22 protein-coding genes are annotated in these 19,864 nt (G+C 73.4%); 11 read left to right on the top strand and 11 right to left on the bottom strand.

Features of this window, described 5'->3' with window-relative positions; genetic code table 11:
* Positions 1-38 precede the first annotated feature (38 nt).
* Genes J3P32_RS07760 through J3P32_RS07750 form a run of 3 tightly spaced genes read right to left on the bottom strand, consistent with a single transcriptional unit; the run spans position 39 to position 1,466 of the window.
* The gene (locus tag J3P32_RS07760; RefSeq protein ID WP_210439239.1) at positions 39-434 is read right to left on the bottom strand and encodes an arsenate reductase ArsC; all 396 of its coding nucleotides are present in this window, start codon (positions 432-434) and stop codon (positions 39-41) included.
* Positions 427-1,113 (bottom strand): aquaporin, encoded by a 687-nt coding sequence (locus J3P32_RS07755; protein WP_307861619.1) that lies wholly within the window; start codon positions 1,111-1,113, stop codon positions 427-429. The genes J3P32_RS07760 and J3P32_RS07755 overlap by 8 nt, the downstream gene beginning before the upstream one ends.
* Positions 1,110-1,466, bottom strand: a complete 357-nt coding sequence (locus J3P32_RS07750) for an ArsR/SmtB family transcription factor (RefSeq protein ID WP_210439238.1) — start codon at positions 1,464-1,466, stop codon at positions 1,110-1,112. The genes J3P32_RS07755 and J3P32_RS07750 overlap by 4 nt, the downstream gene beginning before the upstream one ends.
* Before the next feature lie 82 nt (positions 1,467-1,548).
* Between J3P32_RS07750 and J3P32_RS07745 the strand changes: the two genes are divergently transcribed.
* From J3P32_RS07745 to J3P32_RS07725, 5 genes are all read left to right on the top strand, one after another.
* The gene (locus J3P32_RS07745) at positions 1,549-1,953 is read left to right on the top strand and encodes an ArsI/CadI family heavy metal resistance metalloenzyme (RefSeq protein ID WP_210439237.1); all 405 of its coding nucleotides are present in this window, start codon (positions 1,549-1,551) and stop codon (positions 1,951-1,953) included.
* A 270-nt stretch (positions 1,954-2,223) separates the two neighbouring features.
* Positions 2,224-3,738, top strand: a complete 1,515-nt coding sequence (locus J3P32_RS07740) for a DEAD/DEAH box helicase (protein ID WP_210439236.1) — start codon at positions 2,224-2,226, stop codon at positions 3,736-3,738.
* 115 nt (positions 3,739-3,853) lie between these two features.
* The gene (locus J3P32_RS07735) at positions 3,854-4,930 is read left to right on the top strand and encodes an LLM class flavin-dependent oxidoreductase (RefSeq protein WP_210439235.1); all 1,077 of its coding nucleotides are present in this window, start codon (positions 3,854-3,856) and stop codon (positions 4,928-4,930) included.
* 58 nt (positions 4,931-4,988) lie between these two features.
* Positions 4,989-6,119: a glutamate--cysteine ligase gene (locus tag J3P32_RS07730; RefSeq protein WP_210439234.1), complete on the top strand. Its 1,131-nt coding sequence runs from the start codon at positions 4,989-4,991 to the stop codon at positions 6,117-6,119.
* A 20-nt stretch (positions 6,120-6,139) separates the two neighbouring features.
* Positions 6,140-6,826 carry a CPBP family intramembrane glutamic endopeptidase gene (locus J3P32_RS07725; RefSeq protein ID WP_210439233.1) on the top strand — a complete coding sequence of 229 codons (687 nt, stop codon included), beginning with the start codon at positions 6,140-6,142 and terminating at the stop codon, positions 6,824-6,826.
* On the opposite strand, the gene J3P32_RS07720 is transcribed toward J3P32_RS07725, so the two are convergent.
* The 3 genes from J3P32_RS07720 to J3P32_RS07710 form a co-directional block, all read right to left on the bottom strand.
* On the bottom strand, positions 6,809-7,717 hold the full coding sequence (locus J3P32_RS07720; protein WP_210439232.1) for an NAD(P)H-binding protein: 909 nt from the start codon (positions 7,715-7,717) through the stop codon (positions 6,809-6,811). The genes J3P32_RS07725 and J3P32_RS07720 overlap by 18 nt on opposite strands.
* 45 nt (positions 7,718-7,762) lie before the next feature.
* Positions 7,763-9,091, bottom strand: coding sequence for a cation:proton antiporter (locus J3P32_RS07715; protein ID WP_210439231.1), 1,329 nt, complete (start codon positions 9,089-9,091; stop codon positions 7,763-7,765).
* Positions 9,092-9,179: 88 nt separating this feature from the next.
* Positions 9,180-9,770 (bottom strand): helix-turn-helix domain-containing protein, encoded by a 591-nt coding sequence (locus tag J3P32_RS07710; protein WP_210439230.1) that lies wholly within the window; start codon positions 9,768-9,770, stop codon positions 9,180-9,182.
* A 104-nt stretch (positions 9,771-9,874) separates the two neighbouring features.
* Between J3P32_RS07710 and J3P32_RS07705 the strand changes: the two genes are divergently transcribed.
* From J3P32_RS07705 to J3P32_RS07690, 4 genes are all read left to right on the top strand, one after another.
* A complete protein-coding gene (locus tag J3P32_RS07705) occupies positions 9,875-11,086 on the top strand; it encodes an acetyl-CoA C-acetyltransferase (RefSeq protein WP_210439229.1) in 1,212 nt (403 codons plus the stop codon).
* A 15-nt stretch (positions 11,087-11,101) separates the two neighbouring features.
* Positions 11,102-13,384 (top strand): 3-hydroxyacyl-CoA dehydrogenase NAD-binding domain-containing protein, encoded by a 2,283-nt coding sequence (locus J3P32_RS07700; protein ID WP_210439228.1) that lies wholly within the window; start codon positions 11,102-11,104, stop codon positions 13,382-13,384.
* Positions 13,385-13,639: 255 nt separating this feature from the next.
* On the top strand, positions 13,640-14,338 hold the full coding sequence (locus J3P32_RS07695) for an ABC transporter ATP-binding protein (protein ID WP_210439227.1): 699 nt from the start codon (positions 13,640-13,642) through the stop codon (positions 14,336-14,338).
* Entirely contained in the window at positions 14,322-15,872 is a 1,551-nt protein-coding gene (locus tag J3P32_RS07690; protein WP_210439226.1) for a hypothetical protein, read from the top strand. The genes J3P32_RS07695 and J3P32_RS07690 overlap by 17 nt, the downstream gene beginning before the upstream one ends.
* Positions 15,873-15,971: 99 nt before the next feature.
* Here the strand turns inward: J3P32_RS07690 and J3P32_RS07685 are convergent, their stop codons facing one another.
* Positions 15,972-16,442, bottom strand: coding sequence for a DUF4282 domain-containing protein (locus tag J3P32_RS07685; protein ID WP_210439225.1), 471 nt, complete (start codon positions 16,440-16,442; stop codon positions 15,972-15,974).
* 338 nt (positions 16,443-16,780) lie between these two features.
* Here J3P32_RS07685 and J3P32_RS07680 point away from each other — a divergent pair, with 338 nt between their 5' ends.
* The gene (locus J3P32_RS07680; RefSeq protein WP_307861618.1) at positions 16,781-17,251 is read left to right on the top strand and encodes an SRPBCC family protein; all 471 of its coding nucleotides are present in this window, start codon (positions 16,781-16,783) and stop codon (positions 17,249-17,251) included.
* A gap of 249 nt (positions 17,252-17,500) precedes the next feature.
* Positions 17,501-17,878 (top strand): MmcQ/YjbR family DNA-binding protein, encoded by a 378-nt coding sequence (locus J3P32_RS07675; protein WP_307861617.1) that lies wholly within the window; start codon positions 17,501-17,503, stop codon positions 17,876-17,878.
* 7 nt (positions 17,879-17,885) lie between these two features.
* On the opposite strand, the gene J3P32_RS07670 is transcribed toward J3P32_RS07675, so the two are convergent.
* The 4 genes from J3P32_RS07670 to J3P32_RS07655 are packed head-to-tail and all read right to left on the bottom strand — an operon-like array spanning position 17,886 to position 19,861.
* Positions 17,886-18,443, bottom strand: coding sequence for a protein-L-isoaspartate O-methyltransferase family protein (locus J3P32_RS07670; RefSeq protein ID WP_210439224.1), 558 nt, complete (start codon positions 18,441-18,443; stop codon positions 17,886-17,888).
* Positions 18,443-18,922, bottom strand: a complete 480-nt coding sequence (locus J3P32_RS18450; protein ID WP_210439223.1) for a cupin domain-containing protein — start codon at positions 18,920-18,922, stop codon at positions 18,443-18,445. The genes J3P32_RS07670 and J3P32_RS18450 overlap by 1 nt, the downstream gene beginning before the upstream one ends.
* Positions 18,919-19,383 (bottom strand): VOC family protein, encoded by a 465-nt coding sequence (locus J3P32_RS07660; RefSeq protein WP_210439222.1) that lies wholly within the window; start codon positions 19,381-19,383, stop codon positions 18,919-18,921. The genes J3P32_RS18450 and J3P32_RS07660 overlap by 4 nt, the downstream gene beginning before the upstream one ends.
* A 10-nt stretch (positions 19,384-19,393) precedes the next feature.
* The gene (locus J3P32_RS07655) at positions 19,394-19,861 is read right to left on the bottom strand and encodes a helix-turn-helix domain-containing protein (RefSeq protein ID WP_246849968.1); all 468 of its coding nucleotides are present in this window, start codon (positions 19,859-19,861) and stop codon (positions 19,394-19,396) included.
* Between the last annotated feature and the right edge of the window lie 3 nt (positions 19,862-19,864).

Here is a 19,864-nt window from a genome sequence, read left to right as displayed (position 1 = left end):
CGCCGACGCCGGTGCACCGGCAGAGCGCCTGAGCGCCGTCAGTCCAGCGAGGCGATGAGCTCCTCGACCCGCCGCCGGATCTCGTCGCGGATCGGCCGGACGGTCTCGATGCCCTGGCCGGCGGGGTCGTCGAGCGCCCAGTCCTCGTAGCGCTTGCCCGGGTGGAAGGGGCAGGCGTCGCCGCAACCCATCGTGATCACGACGTCGGACTCCTGCACGGCCGCGTCGCTGAGCAGCTCGGGCTGCCGCCCCGCGATGTCGATGCCGACCTCGGCCATCGCCGCGACCGCGACGGGGTTGACGCCGTCGGCCGGTGCGGAGCCTGCGGACAGCACCCGGACGCGGTCGCCGGCGAGGTGGCGCAGCCAGCCGGCGGCCATCTGGGAGCGGCCGGCGTTGTGCACGCACACGAACAGGACGGTGGTCTCAGCCATCGGTGGCCTCCAGGGGGCTCGGGGGGCTCGGGTGCAGCAGCCGCATAACGCCCAAGGCGACGGCGCCGCCCAGCAGCTGCATCAGCACGAACATCGGCACGGACGCGGGGCTGATCCCTGCGAAGGAGTCGGACAGGGTGCGGGCGACGGTCACGGCCGGATTGGCGAAGCTGGTGGAGGAGGTGGCCCAGTAGGCGGCGACGATCCAACCGGCCACGGCCCACGGGATCGCGTCCGGACGCCTCGCGCGAGCGCAGCCGAGCACGACCAGCAGCAGTCCGAGGGTCGCGACGACCTCGCCGGTCCAGACGCCTGCGCCGGTGCGGTCGCGGGTCGCGATGCTGACCGCGTCGAGGTCGAACATGACGTTGGCGAGCACGGCGCCGATCGCCCCGCCGAGGAGCTGCGCGACGACGAGCGCCACGGCCGCGCGCGGCGCCAGCACCCGCAGGACGACCTCGGCGAGCGTGACGACGGGGTTGAACGCGGCCGAGACCGGCTGGAGGGACACGATGAGGGCGACGAGGACCGCGCCGGTCGCCAGCGAGTTGGCGAGCAGCTGCACGGCGACGTCGTGCGTGAGCCGCGTCGCCATCACGCCCGAGCCGACGACGGTGGCGACGAGCAGCGCCGTGCCGACCAGCTCCGCCGTGGCCCGCGCGGCCAGCGACGGGCTCACGCGCCCCCGCCGATGAGGGCGGCGACGTCGGCCAGCACGTCGCGGCGTACGGCGTAGTAGACCCACACGCCGCGCTTGGTCCGGTCGAGCAGGCCGGCGTCGTGGAGCACCTTGAGGTGGTGGCTGATCGTCGGCTGCGACAGGTCGAAGGCGTCGTTGAGGTCGCACACGCACGCCTCGCCGCCCTCGCTCGCCGCGACGATGGAGACCAGGCGCAGCCGGACGGGGTCGGCCAGGGCCTTGAGCAGCGGCGTGACCCGCTCGGCCCGCTCGGCGGAGAGCGGCTCGCGCACGAGCGGCGAGCAGCACGCGACGGTCTCGACCGGCGTGAGGGTCAGCTGGGACTTCGACATGGGTCGATATTGACAGATGTCGATATGAGGGTGCAACCTGCTGCCACAACATCGATATCCATCTATATGACAGGAGCACCTGATGTCCCGACTGCAGCTCGCCCTCGACGTCGACGACCTCGACGCGTCCATCGCCTTCTACTCCGCGCTGCTCGGCACGGCGCCCCACAAGGTCCGTCCGGGCTACGCCAACTTCGCCGTCGCCGAGCCCCCGCTCAAGCTGGTGCTGGTCGAGAGCCCCGGCCGCGGCGGCGGCATCAACCACCTCGGCATCGAGGTCGGGGACGTCGCCACCGTCGACGCCGAGCAGGCCCGGCTGGCCGGGGCGGGCCTGGCGACGAGCGAGGAGCGCGACACCGTCTGCTGCCATGCCCGGCAGGAGAAGTTCTGGGTGGGTGGCGCGCCCGACGGCGAGCGGTGGGAGGTCTACACGGTCACCGACGACACGCCGGCCGAGCCGGCCGAGCCCGCTGTGTGCTGCGCCTGACGTGCACCTCGATGGCAGCTCGCCGGTCCGGCCCCGTCCTCGAGCGCGCGAGCGGCGAGACGGACCGCGAGCTGCCTGCCGGGCGCGCATCACACCGCCACCGATTCACGGGAACACCCCCGGTCCCACTAGCGTTCCCACCACAGCCGCCCGGCCGGTCTTGCCCCGGGCGCAGGTGTCGCGAGCGCGACACCCTCCCTCACTCTGAGGCACGTACGCCGCGATGGCTCGCGGCTCACGGTGGCGAGACGCCAACCGAAAGCACAACACATGACCTTCGCCGACCTCGGCGTGCCGTCCTCGCTCGTCCAGATCCTCGAGCAGCAGGGCATCACCACTCCCACCCCCATCCAGGCCGCGACGCTGCCCGACAGCCTCGCCGGCCGTGACGTGCTCGGCCGCGGCCGCACCGGCTCGGGCAAGACGTACGGCTTCCTCCTGCCGCTGGTCGCCCGCCTCGACGCGTCCAAGTTGCCGGCCATGCCGCGCAAGCCCCGCGCCCTCGTTCTCGCGCCGACGCGCGAGCTCGTGGGCCAGATCCACGCCTCGCTCGCACCGCTCGCCAAGGCCGCCGGCCTGTCGACCGTCGTCGTCTACGGCGGCGTCGGCCAGAACCCGCAGGTCACCGCGCTGAGGAAGGGCGTCGACATCGTCATCGCCTGCCCGGGGCGCCTCGAGGACCTCATGGGCCAGGGCCACGCCGACCTGTCCGCCGTCGAGATCACCGTGCTCGACGAGGCCGACCACATGGCCGACCTCGGGTTCCTGCCCGGCGTGCGCCGCATCATGGACAAGACCCCGCGGTCGGGCCAGCGCCTGCTGTTCTCGGCGACGCTCGACAAGGCGATCGACGTCCTGGTCAAGCGGTTCCTGACCGACCCGGTCACCCACGAGGCCGACTCGGCGCAGTCGCCGGTCGCGACCATGTCGCACCACGTGCTGCACCTCGCGCGCGAGCAGCGGGTCCCGGTGCTGGTCGACCTCACCAGCGCGCCGGGCCGCACGGTCGTCTTCACCCGCACCAAGTACGGCGCCAAGGCGCTGGCCCGCCAGCTCAACAAGTCGGGCGTGCCGAGCGTCGAGCTGCACGGCAACCTGTCGCAGAACGCGCGCACCCGCAACATGGAGGCGTTCCACTCGGGCACCGCCACGACGCTGGTCGCCACCGACATCGCCGCCCGCGGCATCCACGTCGACGACGTCGCCTTGGTCGTGCACGCCGACCCGCCGGTCGAGCACAAGGCCTACCTGCACCGCTCCGGCCGTACGGCGCGCGCGGGCAACGAGGGCACCGTCATCACGCTCATGACCGACGAGCAGGTGCGCGACGTGCGCGACCTGACCCGCCAGGCGGGCATCAAGCCGGTCACGACGAAGGTCGACGGCCCCGGCCACCCGGTGCTCGTCCAGCTCGCCCCGGGCGAGCGCACGCTCGTCCCCGGTGGCCTCGTCGTCGACGTGCCGTCGTCCACCGGCGGCGGCCGCTCCACCGGCGCCAACGCCCAGCGCAAGCGGGCCCGCAGCGCCGGCCAGACCAACGGCCAGTCGCGACGCGGCAACCCGACCGGCGGCTCCGCCGGCAGCGGCCCCAGCGCCGGCGGCTCCACCGGCGGCCAGCGCCGTCGCTCCGGCGGCGGCCAGGGCGGCCAGGGCGGCCAGAACGGCCAGGGCGGCGGTGGCAGCCGCCGCCGTCGCGGCGGCCAGGGCGGTCCGGCCAACGCGTCCGGACAGGGCCAGCGCAGCTCCGGCGGGCACAGCGCCACGTCGTTCAGCCGCGGCCGCTGAACCGGCCCGTGAGGGATCCCCGGCCGGCCCGGGGATCCCTGGCGAGGCTGCACGGGAATCCGTGCGCGGGCGCCGGCGTTCATCCTCCGACCGACGAAGGCGGAGGACGAGCGTGATGGCTGATCCGGACACGAGCTTCGACTACGCGGTGCTCGGCACCCGCGAGCACCCTACCTTGGGCCTGGACACCTTCGGCGACGCGCCGCTCGACGGCGCACCGGACAACCACCCCGCGGCCATCCGGGAGGTCGTCGCCGAGGCAGCGCTGGCCGACCGGGTCGGCGTCGACTACGTCGGCCTGGGCGAGCACCACCGTCCCGACTACGCGATCTCGGCGCCCGACGTCGTCCTCGCCGCGATCGCCGGGCAGACCGAGCGGATCCGGCTCGGCACCGGCGTCACCGTGCTGTCCTCCGATGACCCCATCCGGGTCTACCAGCGCTTCGCCACCCTCGACGCGGTCTCGGGTGGCCGCGCCGAGGTGCAGCTGGGTCGCGGCTCCTTCGTCGAGTCCTTCGGCCTCTTCGGCCTCGAGCTGTCCGACTACGACCGGCTCTTCGCCGAGAAGCTCGACCTCTTCGTCGCGCTGCAGTCCGAGCAGCCCGTGACGTGGGAGGGCACGGTCCGCCCGCCGCTGGTCGACCAGCGGGTCTACCCGACGACGGCCGCGGGCATGCTGCCGGCGTGGATCGGCGTCGGGGGCACGCCGCAGTCGGTCGTGCGCGCCGCCCACCACGGCCTGCCGCTGATGCTCGCCGTCATCGGCGGCTCACCCGCCCAGTTCGTGCCGCTCGCAGACCTCTACCGGCGCTCCCTGGTGGAGTACGGGCGCCCCGACCTGCCGATCGGCATGCACTCGCCCGGCCACGTCGCGGCGACCGACGAGCTGGCGCGCGAGCAGCTCTACCCCCACCAGGCCGAGCTCGTCACCCGCATCGGACGCGAGCGCGGGTGGGGCCCCTACAGCCGGATCGCGTTCGAGCAGGGGGCCTCGCCACAGGGGGCGCTGTTCGTCGGCTCGCCGGACACCGTGGCCCGGAAGATCGCCTGGGCCGTGCAGACGCTCGGCCTCTCGCGGTTCCAGCTGAAGTACTCCGTCGGCTCGCTGCCCCACGAGCAGCGGATGGAGTCGATCCGGCTGTACGGCGAGGAAGTGATCCCGCGCGTGCGCCGGCTGCTCGCGGCGGGCTGACCTGCCGGAGGTCCGAAGGGATGGAGCGGCGCCCCGCTGCCACTGCTTGGATCGTGCCATGCGATCGATGGGCGTGGAGGAGGAGCTGCTGCTGGTCGACGCGCGTTCGGGCCGACCGCGCAACGTCGCCGCCGAGGTGATCCGGGCGGCAGCGGCACGTGACGCGCGCAACCCGGCGCCGAGCGACGAGCACGGGGGTTCGCTCGGGCACGAGCTCCATCAGACCCAGGTGGAGACCGACACACCCCCGCTCGAGTCCCTCCCGGCCCTCGACCACGCCTTGCGTGCCTGGCGGGAGCGGGTGCGCACGGCCGCGTTGCAGGTCGGCGCCCGGGTCCTGGCCTCGGGCACCTCGCCCCTCGCCGGTGACACCAAGATGGAGCGCAGTCCGCGCTACGACGCGATGGCCCAGCGCTACGGGCTGATGATCGCCGAGCAGCTGGTGTGCGGCTGCCACGTGCACGTCGACGTGTCGGGGCCCGAGGAGGGCGTCGGCGTCCTCGACCGGATCCGGACCTGGCTGCCGCTCCTGCTCGCCGTGAGCGCCAACTCGCCGTGGTCGCAGTCCGTCGACACCGCCTACGAGAGCTACCGCTGGCAGATGCAGATGCGGTGGCCGAGCGCGGGCCCGATGCCGGTCCTCGGTTCGCTCGAGGCCTACCGCGGCTACGTCGACGCGATGCTCGCCACCGGGGTGCCCCTCGACGAGGGGATGGTCTACACCGACGCCCGACTCTCGGCGCACCACCCGACGCTCGAGATCCGCACCGCCGACGTGTGCCTCGACGTGCGCGACACGGTGCTGGTGGCCGCGCTCGCCCGCGCCCTTGTCGAGACCGCTGCCAGGGAGTGGGCCGAGGGGGTGCCGGCGCCCGACGTGCCGGCCCCGCTCGTCCGGCTGGCCGGGTGGAAGGCCGGACGCCACGGCCTCACCGCCGAGCTCGTCCACCCGCCCACGGGCACGTCGCGCCCGGCCGCCGACGTGCTGGGCGCGCTGCTGGACCACGTCGGCGACGCCCTGCGCGACGCCGGCGACCACGACCACGTGTCGCACGGCCTCGAGCGCCTGCTCGCCGGGGGCACGGGCGCACAGCGGCAGCGCGAGCTCCTCGACGGCCTCGACCCGGACGACGAGGACGCCCTGGCCCAGGCCGTCGTCGCGCTGAGCCGCCTCACGGTCGACGAGTGAGCGTTTCCTAGGCTGGCCGCATGCGCACCTGGATCAAGCGGTCGTTGTGGGACGTCGTCCCCCGCGACCAGCGCGACACCGCCGAGGCGCTGCGCCGACGGCAGGTGGTGGCGGCGGCGGTCGTCCTCGTCGGTGCCACCGTCCTCGGCTGGTCGCTGCGCCTCGAGCCCGGGGGCAACACCTTCTACGTCGCCGCTGTGGTGCTGGCCGGCGTCTGGGCCGCCGGAGCGTTCCTGTCCGGGCGCCTGCACCTCGGGCGCATCGCCGGCGACGGTGAGGTCTTCATCCGCCCGATCCTCGCGCCCGTCCTGCTCGGCCTGCTGATCGTCGGCGTCTTCGTCCTCGGGGCGCTGGTGGTGCGCGAGATCGAGCCGTTGGCCACCTACGTCGCCTCCGTCCTGGAGTACGCCGACGAGGGCTCGCTCACCCTGCTGGCGGCCATCACCTTCGTCAACGGCATCGCCGAGGAGCTGTTCTTCCGCGGCGCGATGTACGCCGCGATCCCGCACCACCCGGTGCTGTGGACCACCATCGCCTACGTGGTGGCCACGCTCGCCACCGGCAACGTGATGCTGGCCTTCGCGGCGATCCTGCTCGGCACCGTCTGCGGCCTCGAGCGGCGGGCGAGCGGCGGGGTGCTCGCGCCGATCCTCACCCACATCACCTGGTCGCTGTCGATGCTGTTCCTGCTACCGCTGCTGTTCTGAGCCGGCGGCGTCCTGCTCGGCCAGCGCCCGACGCACGGCCTCGCGGTAGGACAGCGGCTCGCCCGGGACCACCTCGCGGATCGACGTGTCGCGCACGACGACCTCGGTGGACATCGAGTCGATGAGGTTGCGACCGGTCGTGACGTCCACGTCGGTGACCAGCGCCAGCCAGTACGACGAGAGCCGGGGGGTGAGCATCGGCACCACGACGATCGGGAACGCCCGGCCGCCGGCGACCTCGTTGGCGACCTCCAGCATCGTCTTGTAGGTCAGCTGCTCGGAGCCACCGACCTCGAACACCCGCCCGATCGCGTCGGGGTGGTCGACGACCCCGGCGAGGTAGCGGACCACGTCGTCGATCGCGATCGGCTGGGTCCGCGTGCCGACCCAGCGGGGGACCACCATCGCGGGGAGGTTCTTCACCAGCTGGCGGGTGATCTCCCACGAGATCCCTCCGTGCCCGACGACGATCGCGGCGCGCAGCACCGTGACCGGCACCCCGTCCCCGCCGAGCAGCCGCTCGACCTCGCGCCGCGAGCGCAGGTGGGCCGACAGGTCGTGGTCCTCGTCGCCGAGGCCGCCCATGTAGACGATCTGCCGCACGCCGGCCCGGGCGGCCGCGGCGCTGAAGTGGCGGGCCGCCTCGGCGTCCTTGCGCTCGAAGTCGGGGTCGTCGAGGGAATGGACCAGGTAGACCGCGACGTCGACGTCCCGCAGCGCGGGCGCCAGCGACTCGGCGTCCATCACGTCGGCGCCGACGGGCTCGCCCGGACCGTCGTACGACTCGGGGCGACGGGTCATCGCACGGACGTCGTGCCCGGCGTCGAGGAGAGCGGGGACGAGCCGGCGGCCGATGAAGCCGGTCGCGCCGGTCACGAGGACGGTGGCCATGGCGTCCACTCTCCCAGCCCGACCCGAACCCTGTGCACCCGCGCCTCAGGCCGTCGCCGGCTCGCGACCGCGGCGGGCGTCGATGCGCGCCATGGCGGGCGTCGCGGTGACCCCGTGCAGCAGCACCGAGACGATGATCGTGAACGCGACGGTGGACCACAGCCACGGCTCGTCCGGCACGTGCTCGTGGCTGGTGGCGTAGCCCAGGTAGAACAGCGAGCCGACGCCGCGGACGCCGAAGAACGACACGGCGAGCTTCTCGCCGCGGTCCAGCCCGCCGTCGTGCTGCTCGCCGCGAGGCAGGACCGCGAGCGCGACGTAGCCGGCGACCGGTCGCACGACCAGGACCAGGGCCAGCGCCACGACGATGCCGCGCCAGTCGAGGTGGTCGAGCAGGCCCTGCGTCATCGCCATGCCGAGCACGAGCAGCACCAGCAGGGTCATCAGCCGTTCCAGCCGCTCCACGAGCCCGTGCATGGCGCGCTGGTAGGAGTGGTCGCGCTCCGAGGCGCGCAGCCGCATGGCGCACACGAAGACCGCGAGGAACCCGTAGCCCCCGATCAGCTCGGCGGCGCCGTACGACGCCAGCAGCGCCGCCAGGGCGAGGAGGGGCTCGCCCACCTCGGCGAGGCGCAGCGTGTCGGCGCGCGCGTGGAACGCCTGGCGGCCGAGCAGCCAGCCGATCGCCACGCCGACGGCGACGCCGACCGCGATCTTGCCCACGACGTACCAGCCGACCCACTCGGCCGCGTCGGCCAGGCCGAACCCGCCGGCGAGCAGCAGCAGGGCGAGGTGCACGAAGGGGAAGGCCAGGCCGTCGTTCAGTCCCGCCTCGGCGGTGAGCGAGAACCGGATGTCGTCGTCCTCCTCGGTCCCCTCGGGGTCCTCACCCTCGGGCCGGTCCACGTCCTCGGTCATCGGCTCGCCGACCTGCACGTCGGAGGCCAGCACCGGGTCGGTGGGCGCGAGCACCGCGCCCAGCAGCAGCGCGACCGCTGGCGCGAGCCCGGCCACCCACCACCCGAGCAGCAGCACGCCGCCGATGGTGAGCGGCATGGTCACCAGGAGCAGCCGCCACACCGGCGACCACGACCGCCACGACCGCCACGAGCGCGCCTCGAGGGCGCGGTCGATCGCCAGTCCCACGCCCATCAGCGACACCAGGACGGTGAACTCCGTGACGTGCGTGATGAGGTCGCGGTGCTCCTCGGGGTCGAGGCTCACCTCGTCGACCAGGGGCAGCATGCCGAAGGCCATGCCGACGCCCACCAGCACCATCGGCGGCGACAGCGCGATGCGCCGGGTCGCGTGGGGGAGGACCGTCGCCAGGAGCAGCGACAGTCCGAGGAGGAGGTAGACCGTGGCGTCGGTCATCGCGTCCGGATCCCGGGCGGCGTCGCGTCGTCAGGCACGTCCCCAGCCTCCCAGCGGCCGGGCGGCCACCGAACACCCCGACGGGCGGTCAGCGCGCCCGCCGGCCGTCGTACGACGCCTGGCTCTCGTCGATCGCCTGCTCGTAGGCCGTCACCAGCCCGGCGATGGTGAGGGGCTTGAGGCGGTGGATGAACTCCCGCAGCTGCTCGGCGGTGTAGCCGGCCTCGCGGAACTGGGGCCACACCATGGTCCGGACGATCTCCGACAGCTCCTGGGCCACCTGCCGCCCGTGCTCGGCGTAGACCTCGGCGACCGCCTCCGCGGCCTCGGGCGAGATGCCCATCCCCGACAGGTCGCCCGACACGTCGACGTCCCTGTCGGCGGTGACGGGCGCGAGCAGCGACAGGTGCCGCGCGATGTCGGACGGGGTGGCCGAGGCGGGGATCTGCTCGACGTACCTCTCGATGGCCGACAGCGTGAAGCCGTGGCCCTGCAGCTCGCGGACCAGCTCCAGGCGCGCGACGTGGTCGGGGCCGTAGTAGCCCGACCGGCCGCGGCGGATCGGCGACGGGACGAGGCCGCGGGAGGTGTAGAAGCGCACGTTGCGCGCGCTCACGCCGGTGCGCTCGGTCAGCTCGTCGAGCGTGAGCAGCCCGGCCTCGTCCGACTCCGTCTCCACGCGCCCATCCTCTCGTCGCGGGTGGGGGGCGCGCGAGCGGCCCGCCGTGGTGACCCGCGCCACACCTGTTGGACTGTGACAGTGATGGTGTCACAATCATGCGCATGGCTGAAGCATTCGTCTACGACCACCTCCGCACGCCGCGCGGCCGCGGCAAGGCCGTCGGCTCCCTGCACGAGGTGAAGCCGGTGGACCTGGTCGTCGGGCTCCTCGACGAGCTGCGCACCCGCAACCCCACCCTCGACCCGGCCCGCGTCGACGACGTCGTGCTGGGCGTCGTGACCCCGATCGGCGACCAGGGTGGCGACATCGCCAAGACCGCCGCGCTCAAGGCCGGCTATCCCGAGACCGTCGCCGGGGTGCAGCTCAACCGCTTCTGCGCCTCCGGGCTCGAGGCGGTCAACCAGGCCGCCCAGCGGGTGCGCTCGGGCTTCGAGGACCTCGTCGTCGCCGGCGGCGTGGAGTCGATGAGCCGGGTGCCGATGGGCAGCGACGGCGGCGCCTGGGCGATGGACCCGGCCACCGCGCTGCAGACGGGCTTCGTGCCGCAGGGCATCGGCGCGGACCTCATCGCCACGATCGAGGGCTGGAGCCGCGAGGACGTCGACGCCTACGCCGCCGAGTCCCACCACCGCGCGGCCAAGGCCTGGGCGAACGGCTACTTCGACGCCGCCGTCGTCCCGGTCAAGGACCTCAGCGGCGTGACGGTGCTCGACCGGGACGAGACGGTCCGTCCCGACACGTCCGTCGAGGGACTCGCCGGCCTCAAGCCGTCGTTCGCGCAGATCGGCCGCGACGCCGGGTTCGACGACGTGGCGCTGGAGAAGTACCACTGGATCCCCGCCATCGACCACGTCCACCACGCGGGCAACTCCTCCGGCATCGTCGACGGTGCCGCCGTGGTGGCGATCGGCACGGAGGAGGTCGGTACGTCGCTCGGCCTCACGCCTCGCGCCCGCATCGTCTCCACCGCCGTGTCCGGCGCCGACCCCACGATCATGCTGACCGGGCCCGCCCCGGCCGCCCGCAAGGCGCTCGCCCGCGCCGGTCTCGAGGTCGACGACATCGACCTGTGGGAGATCAACGAGGCCTTCGCGGCCGTCGCCATGCGCTTCATGCGCGACATGGGCATCGGCCACGACGTCACCAACGTCAACGGCGGCGCCATCGCCATGGGCCACCCGCTCGGCGCCACGGGCGCGATGATCCTCGGCACCCTGATCGACGAGCTCGCCCGCCGCGACCAGAAGCGGGGCCTGGCCACGCTGTGCGTCGGCGGCGGCATGGGCATCGCCACGATCGTCGAGCTGGTCTGAGGAGGACTGGACACCATGAGCACCACCGAGACCGCACGCACCGAGACCGCAGGCACCGAGGCCGCAGGCACCGGGACCGCAGGCACCGACGAGCCGGGCGCCGTGCGCTACGACCGCGACGCCGACGGCATCGTGACCCTGACGCTGGACGACCCGACGTCCAGCGCCAACACGATGAACGAGCTCTACCAGTCGTCGATGGAGGCGGCCGTCCGGCGCCTGCGCGACGAGCAGGACGAGGTGACCGGCGTGGTCGTCACGAGCGCGAAGAAGACCTTCTTCGCCGGCGGCGACCTCAAGAGCATGATCAGGGCGACCCCCGACGACGCCGAGGCGATCTTCGCGATGGGCGAGGCCGTCAAGGCGAGCCTGCGCGCCCTCGAGACCTATCCGCGTCCGGTCGTCGCGGCGATCAACGGCGCTGCGCTCGGCGGCGGCCTCGAGATCGCCCTCGCCGCCAACCACCGCATCGCGGTCGACGACCGGTCGGTCAGGATCGGCCTGCCGGAGTCGACGCTCGGCCTGCTGCCCGGCGGGGGCGGCGTGACCCGCGTAGTCCGGATGCTGGGGCTGCAGACGGCGCTGATGGACGTGCTGATGCCGGGCACCCAGTTCGACCCGCAGGGCGCGCTCGCCAAGGGCCTTGTCGACGCGCTTGTGGCGACCCGCGAGGACCTGCTGCCGGCGGCGAGGGCGTGGATCCTCGAGCACCGCGACGACGAGGAGGCGGCGAAGAACCCGTGGGACCGCGCCGGCTACAAGATGCCGGGCGGCACGCCGAGGACGCCCGCGCTCGCGCAGTTCCTGCCCGCGTTCCCCGCGCTGCTGCGCAAGCAGACCAAGGGTGCGGTCTACGCCGCTCCCCGCGCGATCATGAGCGCTGCCGTCGAGGGTGCGCAGGTCGACTTCGACACCGCCTCGCGCATCGAGAGCCGCTACTTCACCAGCCTGGTGGTCAGCCAGCAGGCCAAGAACATGATCCAGGCGTTCTTCTTCGACCTGCAGGCGATCAACTCCGGCTCGCTGCGACCCCAGGGCTTCGAGAGGTGGACCGCCACCAAGGTCGGCGTGCTCGGTGCCGGGATGATGGGCGCCGGGATCGCGTACTCCTGCGCCCGCGCCGGCATGCAGGTCGTGCTCAAGGACGTCTCGACCGAGGCGGCGGAGAAGGGCAAGGCGTACACCGAGAAGCTCAACGCCAAGGGCGTCGCGCGCGGCAAGATCACGCAGGAGAAGGCCGACGAGCTGCTCGGCCGGATCACCGCGACGGCCGACGCCGCCGACCTCGCCGGCTGCGACCTCGTCATCGAGGCCGTCTTCGAGGACCCGACGCTCAAGGCGCAGGTGTTCGCGGAGGTGGCGCCCCACGTCGACGCCGACGCGCTGCTGTGCTCCAACACCTCGACGCTGCCGATCACCGAGCTCGCCACGGGTGTCGACCGTCCGGCCGACTTCATCGGCCTGCACTTCTTCAGCCCCGTCGACAAGATGCCGCTGGTCGAGATCATCCGCGGTGCCGAGACGTCCGACGCGGCGCTGGCCAGGGCGTACGACGTCGTCCAGCAGATCCGCAAGACGCCGATCGTGGTCAACGACTCCCGCGGCTTCTACACCTCGCGCGTCATCGGCACCCAGATCAACGAGGGCCTCACCATGCTCGCCGAGGGCGTGCACCCGGTCTCCCTCGAGCGGGCGGCGACCTCGGCGGGCTTCCCCGTCGGTCCGCTGCAGATCAGCGACGAGCTCAACATGGAGCTGATGGCGAAGATCCGCAAGGCGACCGCCGACGCGGCCGCACGCGAGGGCGTCGACCTCGGTCCCGACCCCGCGGGCGAGGTCATCAGCACGATGATCGCGCTGGGCCGGCCCTCGCGGCTGCGGGGCGCCGGGTTCTACGACTACGACGCGGACGGGCGGCGCACGACGCTGTGGCCCGGCCTCGCGGAGACGTTCCCGGTGGCCGAGCAGCAGGTCCCGATCCGCGACGTCCGCGACCGGATGCTGTTCATCGAGGCGCTCGAGACCGCGAAGTGCTTCGAGGAGGGCGTGGTGACCTCGGCCGCCGCGGCCAACATCGGCTCCATCATGGGCATCGGCTTCCCGGCGATGACCGGTGGCGCCGCGCAGTTCATGACCGGGTGGCAGGCGCTCGACGAGACGGGCCGGGGTGTCGGGCCGGTGGGGCTGCAGGCGTTCCTCGACCGCGCCGACGAGCTGGCCGAGGCCTACGGCGAGCGCTTCCGGCCGACGGCGTACCTCCGCGAGCTGGCCGCGACGGGCGGGTCCTTCCCCGCCTGAGCCGAGTCGGCGCTTCGGTCCCGCGTTCGGGTGCCGAGTCGGCGCTTCGGTCCCGCGTTCGGGTGCCGAGTCGGCGCTTCGGTCCCGCGTTCGGCCGCCGACTCGGCGCTTCGGTCCCGCGTTCGGGGACCTCGGCGCCGACTCGACTCCTCCACGGAGTGCCCCAGCGCCGACTCGGCGCCCCTGGGAAGTCCCCGAGCGCCGACTCGAGGCGTTTCGGGGGCGCACAAGCGCCGACTCGGGGAGGATGGACGGGTGAGTCGAGCGCCCGCCGTCGTCGTCCGCGACCTGCACGTCCGGTTCGGTGACGTCGAGGCCGTGTCGGGCGTCGACCTGACGGCAGCGAGCGGCCGCGCGACCGCGCTGCTGGGCCGCAACGGCGCCGGCAAGTCGACGACCATGAAGGTGCTGGCGGGCGTGGTGCCACCCACCGCCGGCGAGGTCATCGTGGCCGGACACGACGCCGCCACCGACGCGCTGGGGGTCAAGCGCGCCGTCGGCTACTGCCCGGACGTCGGTGGCCTGGTGCCGCGCGCCACCCCCTGGGAGCACCTCCAGCTGAGCGCCCGGCTGCGCCGGATGGACGACTGGGAGCAGCGCGGGCGTGACCTGCTGGAGCGCTTCGGGCTCGGCGACGTCGCGCACCGCGTGGTGGGCGGCTTCAGCCACGGCATGAGCCGCCGGCTCAGCGTCGTCCTGGCTGCACTGCACGAGCCGGCGGTGCTGCTGCTCGACGAGCCCTTCGACGGCGTCGACCCGATCGGGGTCGAGGCGACCCTCGAGGTGGTGGCCGACGCGCGGGCCCGGGGCGCGTGCGTGCTGCTCTCCACCCACCTGCGCGACCTCGCCCTGGAGGCCTGCGGCGAGGCGGTCGTGCTGCGCGGCGGCAACCGGGTGGCCGCGATGCAGGCCGCCGAGCTGACGGGCGAGACCTACCGTGCGCTCCTCGACTGAGGCGGGGCCCGGCGCCTGGTGGGACGCGGTGCGCGACACCGGCCACCTGGTGGCCTTCCGCGCCCGGACCGTACGACGCCGCCGCGCGAGCGCCCTCGGCCTCGCGGTCGTGCTCGGCCTCACCGCGATCTTCGCGCTCGGGCCCCGTGCGGTGGACGTCGGATCCGTCGACCAGCCGGCCCTGGAGCGCGCCCTCGGCGCCCTGCAGGACAACCTCGGTGCCGCGCTCGCCGGCTTCGTGCTGCTGGCCGTGAGCTCGGCGGTGGCGAGCGGCGGCGGACGGGAGCTGCTGTCGCGCACCGAGTCGGCCGTCCACCCGATCAGCCCCGTGACCGAGCACCTGGGCGCCCTCCTGCTCGCGCCGGTCAACCTCGCCTGGCTGGTGCAGGCCTGGGCCCTCCTGGCGGTCACCGCCCTCGTCGCGCCGGACGGGCGCCTGCTGGGCGCGCAGCTCGTGGTGCTCGCCTGGGTGCTCGCGGCCACCGCCTGGGGTCAGGTGGTCGGCTGGGTGGTGGAGGGGGTACGCCGAACCGCGCACGGCGTCCTCGTCGTCCGGCTCGCCGCCGTCCTGGCCGCCGCCGCCCTGGCCGGCCTCCACCTGGCCGGGGTGCTGCTGCCGCTCGTGCGGTCGCTGCCCACGACGTGGGTCGCCGCGACGGGGCAGACCGCCGGGTGGCCCGTCGTCGTCCTGCTCCTGCTCGCGGTCGCCGTTGCCGGGGTGGTCGCCGGCGCCGGGCCGGCCGCCTGGGCGCTCCGCCTGCCACCCCGCGAGGAGCTGCGGGTGCAGTCCGGCGTCCACGAGGCGCGTCCCGTGCCGACGCCGCGCCGGGGATCGCCGGACCGCGCCCTGCTGCGCCGCCTCGACCGCGGCTCCGTATGGCGGTCGGTCGGCATGCGACGCGGCCTCCTCGTCCTGGGCCTCGGGCCGGGGGTGGTGGCGCTCGTGGCCGGGCTCGAGTGGCGCTCGGTGATGCTGCTGCCCGGGCTCACCGCGAGCGGCGCGGCGCTGCTCTTCGGGGTGAACGCCTTCTGCCTCGACGGTCGGGGGATGGTGTGGCGCGAGACCCTCCCGGTCTCGGCCGGCGACGTGTTCGACGTACGCGCCCAGGTCGTCGCGGAGTGCATGGCGCTCGTCTCGGGCGTCACCGTCGTCCTGGCGCTGCTCCGCAACGGGCCCCCGCCGCTGGTCACCGGCATCGCGGTGGCGGCGTGCTGGCTCGTCGTGGTCGTGCAGGTGCTCGCGATAACGATGACGTGGTCGATCCGCTCGCCCTACGCCGTCGACCTCTCGTCGCCGCGCGCCACGCCTGCCCCGCACGCCGCGATGGCGGGCTACGCCGGCCGGCTCTCGCTGGTCACGACCCTCACCGCGATGCTCTTCACCGGTGCGGCGGCCCTGCCCTGGGTGTGGGCGCCCGCGGTCCTCGCCCTGCCGTTCCTGGTTTGGTCGGGCGGCCGGTTCCTGCGGGCGCGGCGTCGCTGGCTGACCGGCGACGAACGGGCTCGCGTCGTGCTGACGGTCGCGGCGGTGTGATCTCGAATCCCCCGCTCAAGCGGGGGATTGCGAACTTCCGGGGGCCTGCACGCCCCCGGAAGTTCACAGAAGGGTCAGGAGGTCGCGGCGGCAGCCGGCTCAGACGCGGGGCAGGCGCCGGTTGATGTCCTCGCTCATCCTCGTGACGGCGAGGTAGAACTCGCACATCATCCGGAAGAAGCAGAGGTAGAGGAGGCCGACCAGCGGGCTGACGACGAGCGTGACGATCCCGAGCGCCGCGTTGTCGCCGGCGAAGCCGCTGAACGCGAAGAACAGCGTGGCCAGGCCGATCAGCACGAGCCCGATCACGTAGACGACCTTGATGATCATCGGGGTCACGAACGTCGTGAAGCTCAGGTCGAACAGCGCGCCAACGAACCCCTTGCCGGCGAGCTGGTTGCCCACCGGGCCGCCACCGTAGGAGCCCCCGCCGTACGAGCCGCCGCCCCCGTAGGAGCCGCCCCCGCCGTACGAACCTCCGCCGCCGTACGAGCCACCGGCGGGCGGCTGGCCGTACGGGGCGGTCGGCTGGCCGTAGGGCTGCTGCTGGTGGTCACCGGGCTGGGACATGCGGTCTCCTCGGGAGGCGTGGGTCGGGCGGTCGAGCCCTACCTGCCCCGCGTCGAGCCCCGCAAACCCAGCCGTCCGAGGAGGGGTCAGGCTTGACTTTCGTCCGTACGCCGTCAGGCTGGCGCGGTGACCCCGGCACCCGAGTCCGCCCCGGCGCCCCCTGTGGGCGCATCCGTACACCTGGTCCTTGCGGGCGCACGGCCTCGACGCGCCGGTCGAGCAGCTCCCCGTCGACCTCGTCGCCCCGTCGCGGAGCGCGTGGTCGCGCGGCGCGGACGCCCCTGCCGGCCTGCGGACGCCCGGGCGACGTCGAGCCAGCGGTCACATGGGGGACGAGGGTGATCACGCTTCCGTCGCTCGGTGACGAGGTCTCCCTCTGGATGGACGCCTCGCCGGCCGAGGTGTGGGACCTCGTCAGCGACGTCACGCGCATCGGCGAGTTCAGCCCGGAGACGTTCGAGGCGCGGTGGACGCGGGGATCGACCGGGCCCGAGGTGGGCGCGTACTTCAAGGGCCACGTCAAGCGCAACGGCGTCGGGCCGACCTACTGGTCGGGCTGCCGGGTCACGCGGTGTGAGCCCGAGCGCGTCTTCGAGTTCTCCGTCGGGACCGACGCCGTCACGGTCAACAACTGGGGCTACCGCCTCGAACCGCAGGACGGCGGCACCCTGGTGACGGAGTACTTCCGTCTCGACCCGAACCTTCCGACGCGGCTCTACTGGCTGGTCCTCGGGCCACTGCGGCGGCGTACCAACCAGCGCGGCATGCGCACGACGCTGGCGCGGATGAAGGCGGTGGTGGAGGCGTGACGTCCCCTCGTGGGTCGATGCCCGACAAGCCCGCCGGCGGCGTGAGCCCGGTGCTGCGTCATGCCGATCGGAACGTATAGGCGCGGGTTCGTATGACGTAGCGGCGGAAGAGGGGGCCGTGAGCGGGCTGCGTCATGCCGATCGGAACGTATAGCCGCGGGTTCGTATGACGCAGCGGCCGAAGCCGGGACCGCAGCGGCGGACGAGGGGACGGCGGCGACTGTCGGCGCCCGGTGGCAGGATCGCCGCGTGGCCCTCGCCGACCGTCCGCTCGTGCCCGAGGAGTGGGTGCTGCGCATCGACGCCATCCTCGGCCGGCTGCCTCGCTGCACGCAGGAGCAGGCCTGGACGGGCACCCGGTGGCGGGTCGGGGGCGCGACCGTGGCGCACGTCTTCGGCGGCGAGGACCAGCTGTTCCGCATCACGTTCCGCGGCGAGCCCGACGAGGTCGCGGCCTTCGAGCACCTGGGCGAGCCCTACTTCCGCTCCGGGTGGGGCGGCAACGCGATCGGGATGCTCCTCGACGACGACACCGACTGGGACGAGCTCGCCGAGCTGCTCACCGACTCCTACTGCATCCAGGCGCCCGCCCACCTCGCCGCGCAGGTGCAGCGCCCGGGCGCCTGAGCGGCGCTCAGCGCAGCGGCACGAACCGGTAGCGCCCGTGCTCGGTGACGACCGGGCCGGGGTTCGCGACCCGCAGCATCGTGCCGGCCACGGGAACCACCAGCACGCCGTCGTCGGCGAGCTGCGCCACCAGCGCGGCGGGCAGCTCGTCGGCCATTGCCGAGACGAGGATCCGGTCGTACGGCGCGCCGGCGGGGTCGCCGAGCACCCCCGGGTCCGCCGGCCGGATGGCCGCCCACGGCCGGTCGGCGCGCGCGAGGTTCGCGCCGCCGAAGGCCACCAGCTCCTCCTCGAGCTCCAGCCCCAGCACGGAGCCGGTGGGCCCGACGAGGTGCGCGAGGAGCGCGGTGGTCCAGCCCGACCCGGCGCCCACGTCGAGCACTCGCTGCCCCGGCCGCACGTCGAGCAGCCGCAGCATGTCCTCGACGGTGCGGGGCTGGGAGCTGGTCTGCCCGGCCGCGATCTCCAACGGGCCGTCGTACGCCGCCCGTCGGCGCAACCCGGGCGGGAGGAAGTCCCGCCGCGGAGTCGCGTCGAAGGCAGCCGACACCGGGTCCACGGCCATCACACCCAGGTGTTGTCGTGCCCGCGCATGAAGCGGTCGTAGGCGTCGCCGTCGAGGTTGCCCATGCCCGCCGCGAGCCCCTCGAAGTAGGCCTCACGCGGCGCGCCCGGGGCGAAGTGCAGGAGCATCGTGGCGGCGCCGTCCTCGTTGCGGAACCCGTGGATCCCCCCGGCGGGGACGTGGGCGAAGTCGCCGGCGTGGCACTTCACCCAGTCCCCGCCGTCGAAGATGGTCACGGTGCCCTCGAGGACGTAGAACGACTCGGTGATCGTCCGGTGGAAGTGGGCTCCTGGACCGCTGGCCGGACCGGCGAACTCCCAGCGGTAGAGGCCGAACGTCCCCGCGGTCTCGGTGCCCTGCGCGAGGTAGAACACCTTGTTGCCGTTGGGGTAGACGACCGCCGGCTCGACGTCCGCCGGCGTCACGCGGGCGGAGACCTCCCCGGAGTCGCCGTGGTAGATCGGCGGCGGGTAGCTCACCTGGCCCCCGCCGCGTCGTAGGCGTCCTGCACGTCGCCCGCCGCAGCGCCGCTCGGCTGGTTGATGCGGACGTGGTTGCCGAAGGGGTCGCGGATGCCGAAGTCGGTGCCGTAGGGCTGCTCGACCGGCTCCTGGGTGATCTCGACACCGGCGTCGCGCAGCGCGGCGTACGTCGCCTGCACGTCGTCGCTGATGAGGAACAGCCCGCCCAGCGCACCCTTGGTGACCAGCTCGCGCACCTGCTTCGCCGTGGACTCGTCGTGCTGCGGCCCGCCGACGAGCTCGAGAAGGAGCGCGGTGTCCTGGCCGGGCACGCCGACGGTGAGCCAGCGCATGAAGCCGAGGTCGATGTCGTCGCGGACCTCGAAGCCCAGGTGGGTGGTGTAGAAGTCGAGCGCCTCGTCCTGGTCGAGGACCGGGACGCTGCGGAGGTGGAGGCTGGTGATGTGGTTGGTGGTCATGACGAGGACGCTAGCCAGCGTCGACCTCCTCCCGCTTCTCCGAAACCGCTGTCCGGGGCGGCGCCGTGGGCGCGGGGTGCTCGCGCGGCCGGGTCCACGCGGCGATGAAGCACGACGGCACCGCGACCGGCGCGTGCTGGGCGCGGAACTCGGTGGGTGAGCAGCCGACGATGTTGCTGAACGTGCGGCTGAACGTGCCGAGGCTGGCGAAGCCGACGTCCCAGGCCACCTCGGTGACGGGACGGTCGGTCTGCCGCAGCAGGGTCATGGCCCGCTCGACACGGCGACGCTGCAGGTAGCGGTGCGGCGTCTCGCCGTAGACGTCCTTGAACACCCGGCCGAACTGCGACGCGGAGAGGTGGGCGATCGCGGCGAGCGTCGGTACGTCGAGGGGCTCGGCGTAGCGCCGGTCCATCTCGTCGCGGGCGCGCAGCATGCGGCGGTTGGTGTCCTCCTGCTGCGACAGCGACCGCCCCATGGG

Origin of the sequence: Nocardioides xinjiangensis, assembly GCF_017916385.1 — a bacterium.
GTDB lineage: Bacteria > Actinomycetota > Actinomycetes > Propionibacteriales > Nocardioidaceae > Nocardioides > Nocardioides xinjiangensis.
Note: the sequence above shows the minus strand (reverse complement) of the source record. Positions and strands in the feature narration are given on the sequence as shown.